General features: G+C 70.8%; 15 protein-coding genes. 5 read left to right on the forward strand and 10 right to left on the reverse strand.

Annotated features, from left to right (window positions below; all coding sequences use genetic code 11):
* The first annotated feature begins 174 nt into the window (after nt 1-174).
* Nucleotides 175-2385 carry an NADP-dependent isocitrate dehydrogenase gene (locus VGN50_RS09200; RefSeq protein WP_327444455.1) on the forward strand — a complete coding sequence of 737 codons (2211 nt, stop codon included), beginning with the start codon at nt 175-177 and terminating at the stop codon, nt 2383-2385.
* A gap of 76 nt (nt 2386-2461) precedes the next feature.
* Nucleotides 2462-2872, forward strand: coding sequence for a nitroreductase family deazaflavin-dependent oxidoreductase (locus tag VGN50_RS09205; protein WP_327444456.1), 411 nt, complete (start codon nt 2462-2464; stop codon nt 2870-2872).
* Between the two features lie 8 nt (nt 2873-2880).
* On the opposite strand, the gene VGN50_RS09210 is transcribed toward VGN50_RS09205, so the two are convergent.
* Entirely contained in the window at nt 2881-3357 is a 477-nt protein-coding gene (locus tag VGN50_RS09210) for an NUDIX domain-containing protein (RefSeq protein ID WP_327444457.1), read from the reverse strand.
* Between the two features lie 101 nt (nt 3358-3458).
* Here VGN50_RS09210 and VGN50_RS09215 point away from each other — a divergent pair, with 101 nt between their 5' ends.
* Nucleotides 3459-4451, forward strand: coding sequence for a malate dehydrogenase (locus VGN50_RS09215; RefSeq protein ID WP_327444458.1), 993 nt, complete (start codon nt 3459-3461; stop codon nt 4449-4451).
* Nucleotides 4452-4550: 99 nt separating this feature from the next.
* Here VGN50_RS09215 and VGN50_RS09220 read toward each other — a convergent pair whose 3' ends face one another.
* Complete coding sequence (locus VGN50_RS09220; RefSeq protein WP_327444459.1) at nt 4551-4820, reverse strand: DUF3017 domain-containing protein; 270 nt, start codon at nt 4818-4820, stop codon at nt 4551-4553.
* Between the two features lie 16 nt (nt 4821-4836).
* Nucleotides 4837-5718: a bifunctional methylenetetrahydrofolate dehydrogenase/methenyltetrahydrofolate cyclohydrolase gene (locus VGN50_RS09225; RefSeq protein WP_327444460.1), complete on the reverse strand. Its 882-nt coding sequence runs from the start codon at nt 5716-5718 to the stop codon at nt 4837-4839.
* A 114-nt stretch (nt 5719-5832) separates the two neighbouring features.
* On the opposite strand from VGN50_RS09225, the gene VGN50_RS09230 reads away from it, so the two are divergent.
* On the forward strand, nt 5833-7014 hold the full coding sequence (locus tag VGN50_RS09230; RefSeq protein ID WP_327444461.1) for a CoA transferase: 1182 nt from the start codon (nt 5833-5835) through the stop codon (nt 7012-7014).
* A 44-nt stretch (nt 7015-7058) separates the two neighbouring features.
* On the opposite strand, the gene VGN50_RS09235 is transcribed toward VGN50_RS09230, so the two are convergent.
* The 4 genes from VGN50_RS09235 to VGN50_RS09250 form a co-directional block, all read right to left on the reverse strand.
* The gene (locus VGN50_RS09235; protein WP_327444462.1) at nt 7059-7223 is read right to left on the reverse strand and encodes a hypothetical protein; all 165 of its coding nucleotides are present in this window, start codon (nt 7221-7223) and stop codon (nt 7059-7061) included.
* Nucleotides 7224-7258: 35 nt separating this feature from the next.
* On the reverse strand, nt 7259-7834 hold the full coding sequence (locus VGN50_RS09240; RefSeq protein WP_327444463.1) for a hypothetical protein: 576 nt from the start codon (nt 7832-7834) through the stop codon (nt 7259-7261).
* 421 nt (nt 7835-8255) lie between these two features.
* Nucleotides 8256-9560, reverse strand: a complete 1305-nt coding sequence (locus tag VGN50_RS09245; RefSeq protein ID WP_327444464.1) for an acyl-CoA desaturase — start codon at nt 9558-9560, stop codon at nt 8256-8258.
* A gap of 9 nt (nt 9561-9569) precedes the next feature.
* Complete coding sequence (locus VGN50_RS09250; protein ID WP_327444465.1) at nt 9570-10670, reverse strand: ferredoxin reductase; 1101 nt, start codon at nt 10668-10670, stop codon at nt 9570-9572.
* 85 nt (nt 10671-10755) lie between these two features.
* On the opposite strand from VGN50_RS09250, the gene VGN50_RS09255 reads away from it, so the two are divergent.
* A complete protein-coding gene (locus VGN50_RS09255) occupies nt 10756-11970 on the forward strand; it encodes a helix-turn-helix domain-containing protein (RefSeq protein ID WP_327444466.1) in 1215 nt (404 codons plus the stop codon).
* Between the two features lie 54 nt (nt 11971-12024).
* Here the strand turns inward: VGN50_RS09255 and purH are convergent, their stop codons facing one another.
* From purH to VGN50_RS09270, 3 genes are read right to left on the reverse strand one after another with little or no spacing between them, the layout of a single operon-like run.
* Nucleotides 12025-13659: a bifunctional phosphoribosylaminoimidazolecarboxamide formyltransferase/IMP cyclohydrolase gene (purH, locus tag VGN50_RS09260; RefSeq protein ID WP_327444467.1), complete on the reverse strand. Its 1635-nt coding sequence runs from the start codon at nt 13657-13659 to the stop codon at nt 12025-12027.
* The gene (gene purN / locus VGN50_RS09265; protein WP_327444468.1) at nt 13656-14303 is read right to left on the reverse strand and encodes a phosphoribosylglycinamide formyltransferase; all 648 of its coding nucleotides are present in this window, start codon (nt 14301-14303) and stop codon (nt 13656-13658) included. Before purN ends, purH begins: the two co-directional genes overlap by 4 nt.
* 57 nt (nt 14304-14360) lie before the next feature.
* Complete coding sequence (locus VGN50_RS09270; protein WP_327444469.1) at nt 14361-15596, reverse strand: DUF6350 family protein; 1236 nt, start codon at nt 15594-15596, stop codon at nt 14361-14363.
* Between the last annotated feature and the right edge of the window lie 177 nt (nt 15597-15773).

Consider the following 15773-nt stretch of genomic DNA (forward strand, 5'->3'; position numbering starts at 1 on the left):
GATTCGTCCTCCATCAGCCGCCGTATCCGCTGAGCCGGCCCTCGTCCTTTCGACCGAGCGCAGCCCCGGCCTGGACGGGACGTGGACGTCGAGCGCCGGCGCCGGTTCGATAGCCTGAGCACGCTTGCGCCCGACCGCCCAGGGCGGTCCACATCTCAGGGAAAGAGCCGCTCCATGGCCAAGATCATCTACACGCTCACCGACGAAGCGCCGATGCTGGCGACCTACTCGTTCCTGCCGGTGATCGAGGCCTTCGCCAGAACGGCCGGAGTCGAGGTCGAGACCCGCGACATCTCGCTCGGCGGTCGCATCATCGCGGCGTTCGACGACCTGCTTCCCGAGGACCAGCGCATCGGCGACGCCCTGGCCGAGCTGGGCCAGCTGGCGACCACGCCCGAGGCCAACATCATCAAGCTCCCCAACATCTCCGCCTCCGTGCCCCAGCTGAAGGCGGCCATCGCCGAGCTGCAGGCGCAGGGCTATGCGCTTCCCGACTACCCCGACGAGGCGACCACCGAGGAGCAGCGCGACGCCCGCACGCGATACGACAGCGTCAAGGGCAGCGCGGTGAACCCCGTTCTGCGCGAAGGCAACTCAGACCGCAGGGCCCCCGCCGCCGTCAAGAACTACGCCCGCCGGCACCCGCACTCCATGGGTGCGTGGTCGCCCGACTCCGCGACCAATGTGGCCACCATGGGCCAGGGCGACTTCCGCTCCAACGAGCAGTCGGTCGTCATGCGCAGCGCCGACACCCTCACCATCCAGCTCGTCGGCGCCCACGGCACCACGGTCCTCAAGGACGGCCTGACGGTCCTCGAGGGCGAGGTCGTCGACGCGACCGTCATGCGGGCCGCCGCCCTCGACGCGTTCCTCACCGCGCAGATCGCGCGCGCCAAGGCCGAGGGTGTCCTGTTCTCGGTGCACCTCAAGGCGACGATGATGAAGGTCTCCGACCCGATCATCTTCGGCCACGTCGTGCGCGCGTTCCTGCCCGAGGTGTTCGCCAACTACGGCACCCAGCTCGCGGCGGCCGGCCTCTCCCCCAACAACGGCCTCGGCTCGATCCTCGACGGCCTCGACGGCCTCGACAACGGCGCGGAGATCCGTAGCGCCATCGAGGCCGGCCTCGCGGCCGGCCCTGAGCTGGCGATGGTGAACTCCGACAAGGGGATCACCAACCTCCACGTCCCCAGCGACGTCATCGTCGACGCCTCGATGCCCGCCATGATCCGCACGTCGGGCCACATGTGGGGCGCCGACGGCGAGGAGCACGACACCCTGGCGGTCATCCCCGACAGCTCGTATGCCGGCGTGTACCAGGCCGTGATCGAGGACTGCCGCGCGCACGGCGCCTTCGACCCGACCACCATGGGTTCGGTGCCGAACGTCGGGCTGATGGCCCAGAAGGCCGAGGAGTACGGCAGCCACGACAAGACGTTCGAGATCTCCGAGCCCGGCACAGTGCAGGTGGTCAACGCCGCGGGCGAGGTGCTCATGGCGCACGACGTCGCGCCCGGAGACATCTGGCGCGCCTGCCAGACCAAGGACGCCCCCGTCCGCGACTGGGTGAAGCTCGCCGTGACCCGGGCCCGCGCCTCACAGACCCCCGCGGTCTTCTGGCTCGACCGCGAGCGCGCCCACGACGCCAACCTCATCGCCAAGGTCGAGGCCTACCTCGCGGACTACGACACCGAGGGCCTCGACCTCCAGATCATGTCCCCGGTCGACGCAGCGACGTTCTCCGTCGAGCGCATCCGCAAGGGCGAGGACACCATCTCGGTGACCGGCAACGTGCTGCGCGACTACAACACCGACCTGTTCCCCATCCTCGAGCTCGGCACCAGCGCCAAGATGCTCTCGGTGGTGCCCCTGATGAACGGCGGCGGCCTGTTCGAGACCGGCGCGGGCGGCTCCGCTCCCAAGCATGTCCAGCAACTGCTCAAGGAGAACTACCTGCGCTGGGACAGCCTCGGCGAGTTCCTCGCCCTGGCCGAGAGCCTGCGGCACATGTCCGCCACGACCGGCAACGCCCGCGCCGCGGTCCTCGCCGACACCCTCGACCGCGCCACCGAGCGGCTGCTCAACGAGAACAAGTCCCCGGCCCGCAAGGTCGGCCAGATCGACAACCGTGGCAGCCACTTCTACCTGGCGCTGTATTGGGCCCACGAGCTCGCCGACCAGAGTGAGGACGCGGCGCTGGCCGGGGCGTTCGGCACGGTTGCGCGCACGCTCGCGGAGCAGGAGGACACCATCAATGCCGAGCTCCTGGGCGTGCAGGGCTCGCCGGTCGACCTGGGCGGCTACTACCGGCCCGACGAGGCCAAGGCGAGCGCCGTGATGCGCCCGTCCCCGACCTTCAACTCGGCCCTCGCCAGCCTGACCTGACAGGGGCGGCGGCTTCGCGCCGACCCGGAGCGGCCCGCGCTGGAATGCGGGCCGCTCCGGGCAGGTTGCAGCAGGCATGAGCGACTGGAACGACGGCGTCATCCGCGAGTTCCGAGCCAACGGCGGCAAGGTCGGGGGGTACTTCGAGGGCGCGCCGATGATCCTGCTCCACCACGTGGGCGCCAAGAGCGGCACCACCCGGGTGTCGCCGCTGGTCTACTTTCCCCAAGCCGACGGCACGATGCTCGTCGTCGCCTCCAAGGGCGGTGCGCCGAGCAACCCGGACTGGTACTACAACCTCAAGGCCCACCCTCGGTTCGAGGTGGAGGTCGGCACCGAGACCTTCCCCGTCGAGGCGCGTGAGCTGACGCCCGAGGAGCGGGCTGAGGTGTGGCCCGGCATCGTCGCGGAACGGCCCGGCTTCGGTGACTACGAGACCAAGACGACGCGCGTCATGCCGGTCTTCCGGCTCAGTCGCGTGTCCTGAGGCTCAGCTCACGCCTCCTGGAACCACACGCTGCCGTCGTAGGACAGGGCCCGCTCGAGCCTGACCCGCGACCGCTCCACGAGCCCCGCTGGCAGGGCTTCGGGGGCGAACCAGCCGACCTCCAGCGACTCGTCGTCGTTGACCCGGGCCTCCCCCGAGATGTGCCGGGCGAGGAAACAGAGGTCGAGGTACTGCGCCCGGTCGCCGTTCGGGTACGTCACCTCCGGCAAGCTCCACACCGCGGTCAGCGCCTCGATCTCGGCGGTCACTCCGGTCTCCTCCTCGATCTCGCGCAGCAGCCCCACCGCAGGCTGCTCCCCCGGCTCGAGGATGCCGCTGACCAGGCTCCAGTGCCCGAAGTCCGCTCGCCGGACCAGCAGCACCTCGCCATGCTCGTTGCGCAGAACCGCCGTCACCCCGGGCATCCACAGCGGCTCGTGGCCGATCCGTTCGCGCAGGGCCAGGACGAAGTCAGGGGTCGGCATGTCACGACCCTAACCACCTGGAACCAGGGCCCTGAAGCCCTGCTAACGTCGCCGGTAGCTGTCCTGACCCGTACTGCCACACCCCGAGTGGAGGGCCCATCGTGAGCACCACCCCCGTCAAGGTCGCCGTCACCGGCGCCGCCGGCCAGATCGGCTACAGCCTGCTGTTCCGCATCGCGAGCGGCTCGCTGTTCGGCCCGGACACCCCGGTCGAGCTGCGGCTCCTGGAGATCACCCCGGCGCTGAAGGCTCTCGAGGGCGTCGTCATGGAGCTCGACGACTGCGCCTTCCCGACGCTCGCCAAGGTCGAGATCGGCGACGACCCGGCCAAGGTCTTCGACGGCGTCAACCACGCGCTGCTCGTCGGTGCCCGCCCGCGTGGGCCCGGCATGGAGCGTGGCGACCTGCTCGAGGCCAACGGCGGCATCTTCGCCCCCCAGGGCAAGGCCCTCAACTCCGTCGCCGCCGACGACATCCACGTCACGGTGACGGGCAACCCGGCCAACACCAACGCCCTCATCGCCATGAGCAACGCGCCCGACATCCCCCGGGAGCGGTTCGCGGCCCTCACCCGGCTCGACCACAACCGCGCGATCAGCCAGCTGGCGGCCAAGCTGGGCGTGCCGGTCACGGAGATCCGCAAGATGACGATCTGGGGTAACCACTCGGCCACCCAGTACCCCGACCTGTTCCACGCCGAGGTCTCCGGCCGCAACGCCGCCGAGGCCGTGGGCGACCAGGACTGGCTCGCGAACACCTTCATCCCCACCGTGGCCAAGCGCGGCGCCGCGGTCATCGAGGCGCGGGGCGCGTCGTCGGCCGCCTCGGCCGCCAGCGCCACGGTCGACCACGCCCGCGACTGGGCGCTGGGCACCCCCGAGGGTGACTGGGTCTCGATGTCGGTGTGCTCCGACGGGTCCTACGGTGTGCCCGAGGGCCTCATCTCCTCGTTCCCCGTCACGGTCAAGGACGGCCGCTGGGAGATCGTCCAGGGTCTGGAGATCGACGACTTCTCGCGCGCCAAGATCGACGCCTCCGTCAAGGAGCTCGAAGAGGAGCGCGAGGCCGTCAAGGGGCTCGGGCTCATCGGCTGACCCGGCTCTCCGGCATACGTCCAGCGGCCGCTCCCCCAGAGGGGGCGGCCGCGTCGTATGCCGGTCGGGCGCCAAGGTCGCCCCGAACCCCAGCGTCGATCAGCCGCGCGGGCTCAGGTCCAGCAGCGCGGTGATGACGGCCAGTGCCACGCCGAGGGCGGTCATGCTGACGACGTCCACCATTCGCGACCGCACGGCAAGGCCACCACTGCGTGCGGTCGGCAGCACGAGCCGCAGCAGGGCGCCGAGGAGCAGACCCGCCGCCATCGCGTAGCCGGCCAGCCGCACATGGTCGGTGGCGAACAGCACGACCCCGCCTGCGAACACGGGTGTGGCGGCCCACCACCACCCCAGGCGCGGCGTGGTCATCGGAGCCCCGCCGCCGTCAGGCCGAGGTCGCGGAGGTCTGGGCGAGCTGCCGTTCGGCTGCCGCCACGATGTTCGACAGGAGCATGGCCCGGGTCATCGGGCCGACCCCGCCGGGGTTGGGGCTGACCCAGCCGGCCACCTCTGCCACGTCGGGTGCGACGTCTCCGGCCACCTTGGAGGTGCCGTCCTCGGCGATGATGCGGCTGACGCCGACGTCGAGGACGGCCGCGCCAGGCCTGACCATGTCGCGGGTCACCAGGCCGGGAACTCCCGCCGCGGCAATGACGATGTCCGCCTCACGCAGCTCGGCGCCCAGGTCACGCGTGCCCGTGTGGCAGACGACGACGGTGGCGTTCTCGCTGCGTCGCGTCAGCATGAGGCTGAGGGGCCGGCCCACGGTGATGCCACGGCCGACCAGGGCCACCCTGGCGCCCGCGATCGGCACGTCGAACCGGCGCAGCAGCTCGATGCAGCCTGCGGGGGTGCACGGCAGCGGCGCCTCCTTGCCGAGCACGAGCCAGCCGAGGTTGGTGGGGTGCAGACCGTCGACGTCCTTGAGCGGGTCGACCCGGGACAGCAGCGCGAACTCGTCCAGCCCGGTGGGCTGCTGCACGAGGAAGCCGGTGCAGTCCGGGTCGGCGTTGAGCTCATCGATGACGCTCTCCACCTCCGTCTGCGTGGCGCTGGCCGGCAGGTCACGCCGGATACTGGTGATCCCGATCTCGGCGCAGTCGCGGTGCTTGGCGCCGACATACCACTGGCTGCCCGGGTCCTCCCCCACGAGCACGGTGCCGAGGCCGGGCACGACGCCCTGCTCCCGCAGGGCTGTCACCCGGTCCCGGAGCTCGCCCTTGATGGTCGCCAGGACCGCTTTGCCGTCGAGGATGCGTGCCGTCACGGTCCCGTATCCTGCCACGCGTCCCTCTCCGCCGACCCGCCCCCCGCGCGAGCCGGTCGCCACGCCCGTGGTCCCTCACGATCCTCGGGCCGACGGCACGCCTAGGCTGCGACCGTGGACGCACCGCTCGAGGGCATCACCGTCATCGACCTCTCGCGCGCCCTGGCAGGTCCCCACGCGGGAATGATGCTGGGAGACATGGGTGCTCGGGTCATCAAGGTCGAGACACCTGGACACGGCGACGACACCCGCGGCTGGGGACCGCCGTTCGTGGGTCCCGAGGACGACCCGATCTCGACCTACTACCTGTCCTGCAACCGCAACAAGGAGTCGATCACCCTCGACCTCAAGTCCAACGACGGCTGCGACGTCCTGACCCGCCTCGTGAGGCAGGCGGACGTCCTCATCGAGAACTTCAGGCCGGGCGTGCTGGCGCGGCTCGGCTTCGACACCGAGCGCCTCCACGAGCTGAACCCGCGGCTCGTGGTCCTGTCGATCAGCGGTTTCGGCCACGACGGGCCCGAGGGCGGCCGCGCCGGCTATGACCAGATCGCCCAGGGCGAGGCCGGCCTGATGTCCGTCACCGGCCCCGACGCCGGCAGCCCGACCCGCATCGGGGTCCCGATCGGCGACGTGCTCGCCGGGACCTACGGCGCGTATGGCGTGATGGCGGCACTGCACGAGCGGAGCCGAACGGGCCGCGGGCGGGTGGTGCGCACCTCGCTGCTGGCCGCCATCGTCGGGGCGCACGCGTTCCAGGGCACGCGCTATACGGTCGCAGGCGAGGTCGGCCACCCCGAGGGCAACCACCACCCGTCGCTGTCGCCGTACGGGCTCTTCCACTGCAAGGACGGCGACGTCCAGGTGGCGTGCGGGAGTGAGGCGCTGTGGGTGCGGCTCGCAACGGCCTTCGGGATCGACCCGGCCGCCGAGGGTATGGCCACCAACCGGCAGCGAGCCGTGAACCGCGAGCGGGTGACGGACGCGCTCAACGCCGCGTTCGCGGCATACGACCTCGAGGAGCTCCTACCGAGACTGGCCGAGCTCGGCATCCCCGCAGGCGAGCTACGGACCATCGACCGCGTCTACGACTGGGAGCAGACCCGGTCGCAGGGTCTGGTGCTATCCGTCGACCACCCCGTGCTGGGTCCGATCGAGCTGCCGGGGCCGCCGATCCGCTTCGACGACCTCCCGTATGCCGGCGGCAGGGCCGAGCACCTCGCCCCACCCACACTCGGGCAGCACGACGAGAGCGTGCGGGCGTGGCTGGACGCTCAGGACGGCCCCGCGGGTTGACCAGCCCGCACTGTCGTCCGGCTGGGTCACCTTGTGCAGGCGGGCTAGCCAGAGTCCCGCTTCATCGATCGCTTCCGACGAGCCGCGAGGACCGCATGGATTGCCAAGCCGAAGATCGCCCAGAGGACGAACAGCTTGCGCTCATCCATCGTTCCCTGGACGACAAGGGCAAAGACGGCGAGGAAGAATGCCACGAACAGGATCGTCATGGTTCTCAGGACTGAGGTCATCAGAGATCTCCGCATCAGCCGGTCGTACGGCGCGATATCGCGTTCGTTCCGTTTCCATATTGGATGATCTGCGCCGACGGATACATGCCTTCGATGCAGCCGTACTTGAGAACACAGAACTCCATCTGGCTCTGCTTGAAGTCCTGAAGCTGCCATCCACCGGCGGACCCGACCGATGACGATACTTCTCCGCGGTAGTTCCACCCGGTCTGGATATGGTTCACATAGACATAGGCCGAGTTCAGTTGCGTCACCGTCGAGCCGTTCCAGCACGTGTCAAGATGGTTGTGCCAGCTGTACTCCCAGCTGTAGTCCGGCCACCCGGCATACCGGTTCTCGGTCGCCTCAACCCACCCACAGATGGTCGACGCGGCGGTCAGGGCGACCTGCGCCGACGCTCCCTTTCGCGAAGGCATGGGGCCGAGCTGCGAGGTCTGACCCGTCGTGACGGTGAGTCGCACGGTCGTGCGGGAGATGGCACTTGCAATGTCCCGATATGGCGCAACGACGGCCTGGTCCGTCAAGGAAGGAGGCGCTTGGGCGTGCTTCAGTCTGGACAAGGCCGCGAGCGCCTCGGTGGGGATACGCATGCGCGCACCGCTTTGGGCCTGCGTCGGCTGAGACCAACCCGCAAACACCTCTCGCACCAGAAGGTCCCTTTGTGAGGGGCTCGTCGCTTGCGATCCGCTGGCCCCTACCAATGCTGTAGTGACGACAACCGCCGCCATTGCGGCGCTCATTCGGTAGCTGGTTTTTGACATCCCCATCCCCTCCCTGCCAAGGGTCATCGGGCGCGCGTCAGCCCGTTGCATCACCGTCCTGCCGCGCGCCCATGGGGCACAAGGGCATATTCCGATCCCGAATACCGGCTTGCTCTCTACCGCGACAACGAGGTACACGCGGGGACCCGACGGTCTCGCGACGCCATCGAGCCCCGCACCGGGGAGGCGCGGGGCTCGACGAGTGCGCGGCTTCGGCTCCCGATGAGGAGCCCTCCGCGGAGGCAGTGCGTCAGGCGGTGCGCACCGCGCGCTTGGTGCGCAGCGAGCGTCGCAGCTGCTTGCCGATCGTCTCGGCGGCGATGCCCAGGCGGTTGCGGCCAGGCTGGGGGTTCGGCAGTGACAACGCGATGACCTGGCCCCAGGCGGAGGCGACCTGCTTGTAGAGCGGGCCCGTGGTGTAGGTCAGGCCGTAGCGCTCGCAGATCTCCTGGACCCGAGGAGCGATCTCGCCGTAGCGGTTGCTCGGGAGGTCGGGGAACAGGTGGTGCTCGATCTGGTGGCTCAGGTTGCCGGACATGATGTGCATGGCCTTGCTGCCGGAGATGTTGGCCGAGCCGAGCATCTGGCGCAGGTACCACTCGCCACGGCTCTCGCCGTCGATCGAGGCACGGGCAAAGGTCTCGACACCGGCCGGGAAGTGGCCGCACATGATGATCGAGTGCGTCCAGACGTTGCGGACGAAGTTGGCGGTGGCGTTGGCCGCCATCGTGTGCAGGAACGACGGGCCCGACAGCAGCGGGTGGATCAGGTAGTCCTTGCGAGCCTGACGGCCGACCTTGCGCAGGACCAGCTTTCCGTTGCGGCGGAACGTCGCCTTGTCGCCGCGACCGGCGAGCTGCTTGCCGATCTCGAGGTCGTAGGCGGCGATGCCGTACTGGAAGAAGCACATGTTGAGGAAGTTGTAGAGCGGCTGGCCGAGGTAGGCCGGCACCCAGCGCTGGTCCTCGTCGACGCGCATGATGCCGTAGCCGAGGTCGTTGTCCTTGCCGAGCACGTTCGTGTAGGTGTGGTGCAGCTCGTTGTGGCTGTGCTTCCACAGCTCGGCGGGGGTAGCGCTGTCCCACTCCCACGTCGTGGAGTGGATCTTGGGGTCGCGCATCCAGTCCCACTGGCCGTGGAGGATGTTGTGGCCGACCTCCATGTTGTCGAGGATCTTGGCGACGGACAGCCCCGCGGTGCCGAGGACCCAGGCCGGGGGAAAGATCGAGAACAGCAGCACGGCGCGGCTCGCGAGCTCGATCTTGCGCTGCACGTCGATGACCTTGCGGATGTATGCCGCGTCTCCGGCCCCGCGCGAGGCGAGGACCTCCTGGCGCAGGGCGTCGAGCTCCATGGCGAGAGCCTCGACGTCCTCTGCCGTGAGGTGTGCCGTCGGGTCGGACTTGCCGGAGCGCTTGGGAACGTGGCGGCGCTCGGCGATCGCCGTGGACAGGCGGCTGTTCGTGGTGCGGGCCGAGGGGGTGCCGGGAGCCTTGGGGGTGGATGCGGCGGAACCGTCGATGGTGAGGTCGAACTTCTCTGCGGTGGCAGTCATGGGTTCTCCTTAGAGATCGATCTCGCAGTGGCCGGCAGCGGCCGACACACACGTCTGGATGCGGATGCCGTCGCCCTTGGCGGCAATGGTGAGGTCGCCGTTGCGCAGGTCGCGCACGGCGCCTTCCTTGAGGGGTACGACGCAGCCGAAGCAGATGCCCATGCGGCATCCGGACGGCATGAGCACACCGGCGGCTTCGCCCGCGTCGAGAATGGGGGTGGCACCGTCGGCGTCGACGGTGATGGCTTGCCCGGCGAAGGTGACCGTGCCGCCCTCGCCCTCGGCGATGACGACCGGGCGGAAGCGCTCGGTGTGGAGGCGGTCCGCGAGGCCGGCGTCGGCCCAGGCGGCCTCGAAGGCGTCGAGCATGCCGGTGGGTCCGCAGGCCCAGGTCTCGCGGAAGCGCCAGTCCGGCACCAGCTCGTCGAGGTCGGCCGTGCCGACCATGCCATCGAGGTCGGTGTGGCGCTCGACGAGGCGGACTCGGCCGTCCCGCGCCCACGCGCGCAGCTCGGCGGCAAAGATGACGTCAGGCTCGGTCGGCGCCGAGTGCACCACCACGACGTCCTGGAGCTCGTCGAGGTGGTTGCGCAGCATGCCCATGACGGGGGTCACGCCGGACCCTGCGGTGACGAACAGTGCCCGGGCGGGGCGCGGCGACGGCAGCGTGAACTCGCCGGTCGCCTGGTCGAGGTGGATCAGCGTGCCGGGCTGGAGGGCGCGCACGACGTGGTTGCTGACCTTGCCATCCGGGATCGCCTTGACGGTGATCGAGATGATCCCGTCCGGCGCGGTCACCGGTGAGGTGAGCGAGTAGGCACGCCAGTTCCGCACGCCGTCGACGTCGACGCCGATGCGGATGTACTGGCCGGGGACGTGGCCGCGCCAGCCACGGCCGGGCTTGATGTGCACGGTGGCGGCATCACGGGTCTCGGGGGTCACCGACACGACTCGACCGCGCAGGTCAGCGCCCGCACGCAACGGTGCGACGAGGTCGAGGTAGTCGTCGGGGAGCAGCGGGGTCACCGCTGCCTCGGCGACCCGCCGGAGGGCAGAACGCAGCGACGGCCGGATGGGGCCGGTCGCGCGAAGTGGGAGAACTGCGGTCATGGTTCCATGATGGATGCCCGGGTAGAGTAACTACCTGACCGTGGTGGGTGAGCCTGCGCCCGTCATTTGTTCGTAAGGAACAAACATGAGCCCCGAGCCCCGCTCCACCCCCACCGAACGTGCAGCCGCCGTCCAGTTCTCCCCCGACGTGCTCGCCCAGCTCAAGGGAGCCCTGCCCGGCGTCGCCACGCACGCCGTCGAGGCCATCATCGAGGAGGTGCCGAGCTATGCCAGCGCGCGCGAGTACCTCGTGGGCAACATCGAGTCCGCCGTCCGGGTCGCGTTGGGCACGTTCCTCAACATCGTCGCCCGCTCCGACGACCCGAGTATGCCGCTGGGACCGGCGCGCGAGGCGTCCTACAGCCTGGGTCGCGGAGAGGCCCGCAGCGGCCGCAGCATGGATGCACTCCTGTCGGCCTACCGGATCGGCGCCCGGGTCTCGTGGCGCGGGCTCAGCGAGGAGGCCGTCAAGGCCGGCATGAGCGCCGCCCTCCTGGCGCAGTTCGCTGAGCTGGTCTTCGCCTACATCGACGAGCTGTCGGCCGCCAGCGTGGCCGGCCATGCCGACGAGCTGGCCACGGCCGAGCGGGCGCAGCAGCGCCAGCTCGAACGCCTGGCCCTCGACCTGCTCCGGGGCGCGTCAGACGACGCCGTGACGCGCCGGGCCGACGTCGCCGGGTGGGACCTGCCCAAGACCCTGACGGTCCTGCTCGTCCCCGAGCGCGAGCTGCACCACGCCCGCAGCCAGGTCGACCCGAGGTCCCTGGTGCTGGCGGAGGACGTCCCGGGCGTCGACAGCGCCGAGGAGGTCGCCGCCGTGATCATCCCGGGTCTGAGCGACGCCGCCCGCCCGCGGCTGATGCGAGCTCTGGAGGACCACGACGCCGTCCTCGGACCGACCCGTCCGTGGTCAGAGGCCGCCGCCTCGCATGCTCGCGCCCTGCGGGGGCGGGCCACTCGCGGCGAGCACCGCGCGGCATACGACACCGAGGCGCACCTGGCCGAGATCGTCCTGGGGGCCGACCCCCAGGCCCTCGCCGACCTGCGCGCCCGCGCGCTCGCTCCCATGACCGAGCTCACGCCGGCCGCCCGGGAGCGGTTGGAGGAGACCCTGCGGCTATGGCTGCTCCATCGCGGGCGGCGCGAACCCGTCGCCGAGGCGCTCTACGTCCACGCGCAGACGGTCCGTTACCGCGTCGGGCAGCTGCGGGAGCTGTTCGGCGAGACCCTGGACGACCCGCGGGTGGTGGCCGATCTCGTCGTCGCCCTCGGCGTCCCCCCTGCCCCTCCCCGCCCCTAGGAGCGGACAGCGGTGGGCGAGAGGTACGCCGCGACGCGCGACGCGCGTGGCGGGTCAGTGGGCGAAGTGGCGGGTGCCCGTGAAGTACATCGTCACGCCCGCGGCCTGGGCAGCGTCTATGACGTCCTGGTCGCGCACCGACCCGCCAGGCGCCACGACGGCACGCACGCCCGCGTCCAGCAGCACCTGCAGACCGTCGGCGAACGGGAAGAAGGCATCCGACGCGGCCACCGACCCCGTCGCCCGCTCGGCTCCGGCCCGTGAAACGGCGAGGTGGCACGAGTCGACCCGGTTGACCTGCCCCATGCCGATCCCGACCGCCGCCCCGTCGCTGGCCAGCAGGATCGCGTTGGACTTCACCGCGCGGATCGCCCGCCACGCGAACTGCAGGTCGGCCAGCGTTGCCTCGTCGGCGGCCTCGCCCGACACGAGCCGCCAGCGCGCCGCGTCGTCACCGCCCGGCTGGTCGCCCTCGACGACGGCGTCGACCCGGTCGACGGTCTGCATGAGCAGCCCACCACTGATCGGCCGGGTCTCGACCCGGTCCGCCGAGTGCGTCAGGTCGGCAGGCAGCCGCAGGATCCGGATGTTCTTCTTCTGCTGCAACAGCTCCAGCGCGTCATCCTCGAAGTCCGGCGCCACGATCACCTCGGTGAACACGTCCTTGACGCGGCTCGCCATCGCGAGGTTCACCGGGCGGTTGGCCGCGATGATGCCGCCATACGCGGACACCGGGTCGGTGGCGTGCGCCGCGGCATACGCGTCCTCGATGGTGCTGCCCACGGCGATGCCGCAGGGGTTGGCGTGCTTGACGATCGCCACGGTCGGCTGGTCGCCGTGGTCGTGCGCGGCGCGCACGGCTGCGTCGGTGTCGACGTAGTTGTTGTAGGACATCTCCTTGCCGTGCAGCTGCTCGGCAGACGCGACGCCGGGGCGCCAGTGGCGGTAGAGCGCGGCGCGCTGGTGCGGGTTCTCGCCGTAGCGCAGCACCGCCGCGCGGGTGAAGGTCGCACCCGTCCAGGCCGGGAAGCCTGACCCCGACGAGGTGTCGGTGTAGACGTTGCCCATCCAGCTCGCGACGGCGGTGTCGTAGTCGGCCGTGTGCACGAAGGCCTGCGCGGCGAGCAGCTTGCGCTCTGCGAGGGTGAACCCACCGGCTGCGACCGCCTCGAGCACCGCGCCGTATGCCGCCGGGTCGGTCACCACCGCAACGCTCGGGTGGTTCTTCGCGGCAGCGCGGACCATGGACGGACCACCGATGTCGATCTGCTCGATGACCTCGTCTGGGCTGGCCCCCGAGGCGACGGTCTCGCGGAACGGGTAGAGGTTGACGACGACCAGCTCGAACGGCTCGATCCCCAGGTCGGCCAGCTGACGAACGTGGTCGTCCTTACGGGTGTCCGCGAGGATTCCCGCGTGGACCCGCGGATGCAGGGTCTTGACCCGGCCCTCGAGGCACTCGGGGAAGCCGGTGAGGTCCTCGACCTTTGTCACGGGCAGGCCGAGCCGCTCGATGAGGGCCGCCGACCCGCCGGTGGAGACGACCGAGACGCCCGCCGCATGCAGCCCGCGGACCAGCTCCTCGAGCCCGGTCTTGTCGTACACGGAGACGAGGGCGCGCCGCACGGGGCGCCGCCCGGACGAGGGCTCGTCGGTCTCGACGGTCTGGTCGCTCGACTGCTGGGTCACGGAATGGTGGCCTTCCCCTGGGTGACGGTGATTCCTTCGCGGGCCGCGCGGCCCACGATCTCGACGAGCAGCGGGTGCTCGACTGCTTTGATGCGCTGGTGCAGCGCATCCTCGGTGTCCCCGGGCCGGACGTCCACGGCGACCTGCGCGAGGACCGGCCCCGTGTCGACCCCCGAGTCGACGACGTGCACCGTGCAGCCGGTGGTCGCGACCCCTGCCGCCAGCGCGTCGCGGACTGCGTGGGCGCCGGGGAACGCGGGCAGCAGCGCCGGGTGGGTGTTGAGCACGGTGAACCGGCCGAGGACCTGCGGGCCGAGCAGCTTCATGAACCCCGCCGACACGACGAACGCCGGACCGTGGTCACCGATCAGCTCGGCGAGTGCGGCGTCCCACTCGCCCCGGGTCGGGTGGTCCTCGACCCGGCAGACGAAGGTGGGGACGCCCGCGGCCTGCGCGCGCTCCAGACCCGCGATGCCGGTGCGGTCCGCTCCCACGGCAAGGATGCGGACGCCGTACGCCGGGTCGGCGGCGGCGTCCAGGAGGGCCTGGAGGTTGGTTCCCGAGCCGGAGACGAGGACGACGACCCCCGTGCTTCCCTTGATGCCGGCGGACGCCAGGGTCCCGGTCGGCGCAGGCGAGGTCACTCCTGAACGATACCGAGTGCGCGGGTGCCGGCCGCATCGGCGTCCGGCCTGAGGGCCCTAGCGCCGAAGCTTCCAGCGGTCCCACGCCAGCACAAGAGCGGCGCCGACGCCGAGCTCGACCAGCAGCGCCAGCGTCATCGACCCGGCCGGGGCGCCGATGTGGGAGAGGCGGACCGACCCGAGAGACGACCCACCGACGACATCGAGGAGCCCCACGGCGCACGCCGCGACCACGACTGCCGCCGCCGTGACGGCAACCTTGGTGCGCCCCGTGGACAGCCGTGCGACGGATCGCAGCGAGCGCCACCCGACCAGCACCCCGACGCCCACCGGGAGGAGCGCCACGACAGGCAGGTAGCCGGGGAAGGCGCCCGGGTCGGGAAGGGCGCCGAGGACCGGGACCATCGGCAGGAGCGAGGTCCGGCTGCCGGTCCAGGTGGCCGAGGCGCCCTGGACCGCGCTGAACCCGGTGCCGGACACGAACGACACCGCCCAGAGAGCGAGGTTCGGCAGCACCAGCACCTGCGCGAGGAGGAGGACGAGGCCGCCGAGCAGCCCCGGCGCCAGCGTGGACTGCAGGTGGGACACGCGGTCGTACCTGAGCACGACCATCAGGACCACGACCACGATGCCCGCAGTCAGCAGCACGCCTGCACCCTCCAGCCCCGGGCGCACCGCCCGCCGCACGACATCGGGGAGCCAGTCGGGCCGGCGGGCGCCGGGGCCGAGCAGGTCTCGGCGCCTGCGGACCAGCCACCCGAGCGCCAGGCCGGCGGCGAGGGCAGGCACGACGACCACCGGCATCAGGAGGCTGAGGACGGACGGGCTGGGGCCGGCCACCAGGGCGACCACCGACCACAGGAAGGCGCAGGCGGCATACCCGGCGGTCCAGGCGCCCAAGGCGTGGGCCACCGGCCGGTGCACGAGGTCGGCTGCGTAGGACAGGCGGGTCTCCTGAGCCGCCGGCCGGGCCGCGCGGACGGCGCCCCAGGCCGCGCCACAGACCGCCAGCGCCAGGAAGGCCAGCGGCACCACGGTCACGTGAGCCGCCCCGACCGTGAGGTGAGCGCCGGTGCCCAGGAGCCACAGGCTCGCGCCCACCCCGAGGGCCGTGGTCCAGTCGACGGTGCTCTGCGGACTCGCGACCCAGACCAGCAGGGCGGGCAGGACGACAGCGCACGCGGAGGCGGCCGCCGCTCCGGCGCCTGCGAGCAGGGCCCGTTGCAGTGAGCGGCGGTCGGTGCCGCCCCCCGTGGACGATGACTTCGCGCGCAGCAGCTCGGTGACACTCATGACTGCTTCATGGTCGCCGACCGAGGGCGTCGATCGCTCGTGCAACGCCGAGCGCCGCCGAGAAAGGTCGAGAAAGGTGCGTCGCGGCGCGGGCCCCCCCGGCGGTCGAGGCCCCCCTGTCGAGCCACCCCTCAACGTGAAGGATCGTCCGGGTCACGACCCGGACGATCCTTCATA

Origin of the sequence: Pedococcus sp. (assembly GCF_036000045.1) — a bacterium.
Classification (GTDB): Bacteria; Actinomycetota; Actinomycetes; order Actinomycetales; family Dermatophilaceae; genus Pedococcus.

Bases quoted from the DNA above. Each gene is read 5' to 3' on its own strand.
- VGN50_RS09220 (WP_327444459.1), bottom strand. From the start codon at position 4,820: ATGACCACGCCGCGCCTGGGGTGGTGGTGGGCCGCCACACCCGTGTTC.
- VGN50_RS09245 (WP_327444464.1), bottom strand. From the start codon at position 9,560: ATGACTGCCACCGCAGAGAAGTTCGACCTCACCATCGACGGTTCCGCC.
- VGN50_RS09270 (WP_327444469.1), bottom strand. From the start codon at position 15,596: ATGAGTGTCACCGAGCTGCTGCGCGCGAAGTCATCGTCCACGGGGGGC.
- VGN50_RS09200 (WP_327444455.1), top strand. From the start codon at position 175: ATGGCCAAGATCATCTACACGCTCACCGACGAAGCGCCGATGCTGGCG.
- VGN50_RS09250 (WP_327444465.1), bottom strand. From the start codon at position 10,670: ATGACCGCAGTTCTCCCACTTCGCGCGACCGGCCCCATCCGGCCGTCG.
- VGN50_RS09255 (WP_327444466.1), top strand. From the start codon at position 10,756: ATGAGCCCCGAGCCCCGCTCCACCCCCACCGAACGTGCAGCCGCCGTC.
- VGN50_RS09210 (WP_327444457.1), bottom strand. From the start codon at position 3,357: ATGCCGACCCCTGACTTCGTCCTGGCCCTGCGCGAACGGATCGGCCAC.
- VGN50_RS09240 (WP_327444463.1), bottom strand. From the start codon at position 7,834: ATGCGTATCCCCACCGAGGCGCTCGCGGCCTTGTCCAGACTGAAGCAC.
- VGN50_RS09235 (WP_327444462.1), bottom strand. From the start codon at position 7,223: ATGACGATCCTGTTCGTGGCATTCTTCCTCGCCGTCTTTGCCCTTGTC.
- VGN50_RS09205 (WP_327444456.1), top strand. From the start codon at position 2,462: ATGAGCGACTGGAACGACGGCGTCATCCGCGAGTTCCGAGCCAACGGC.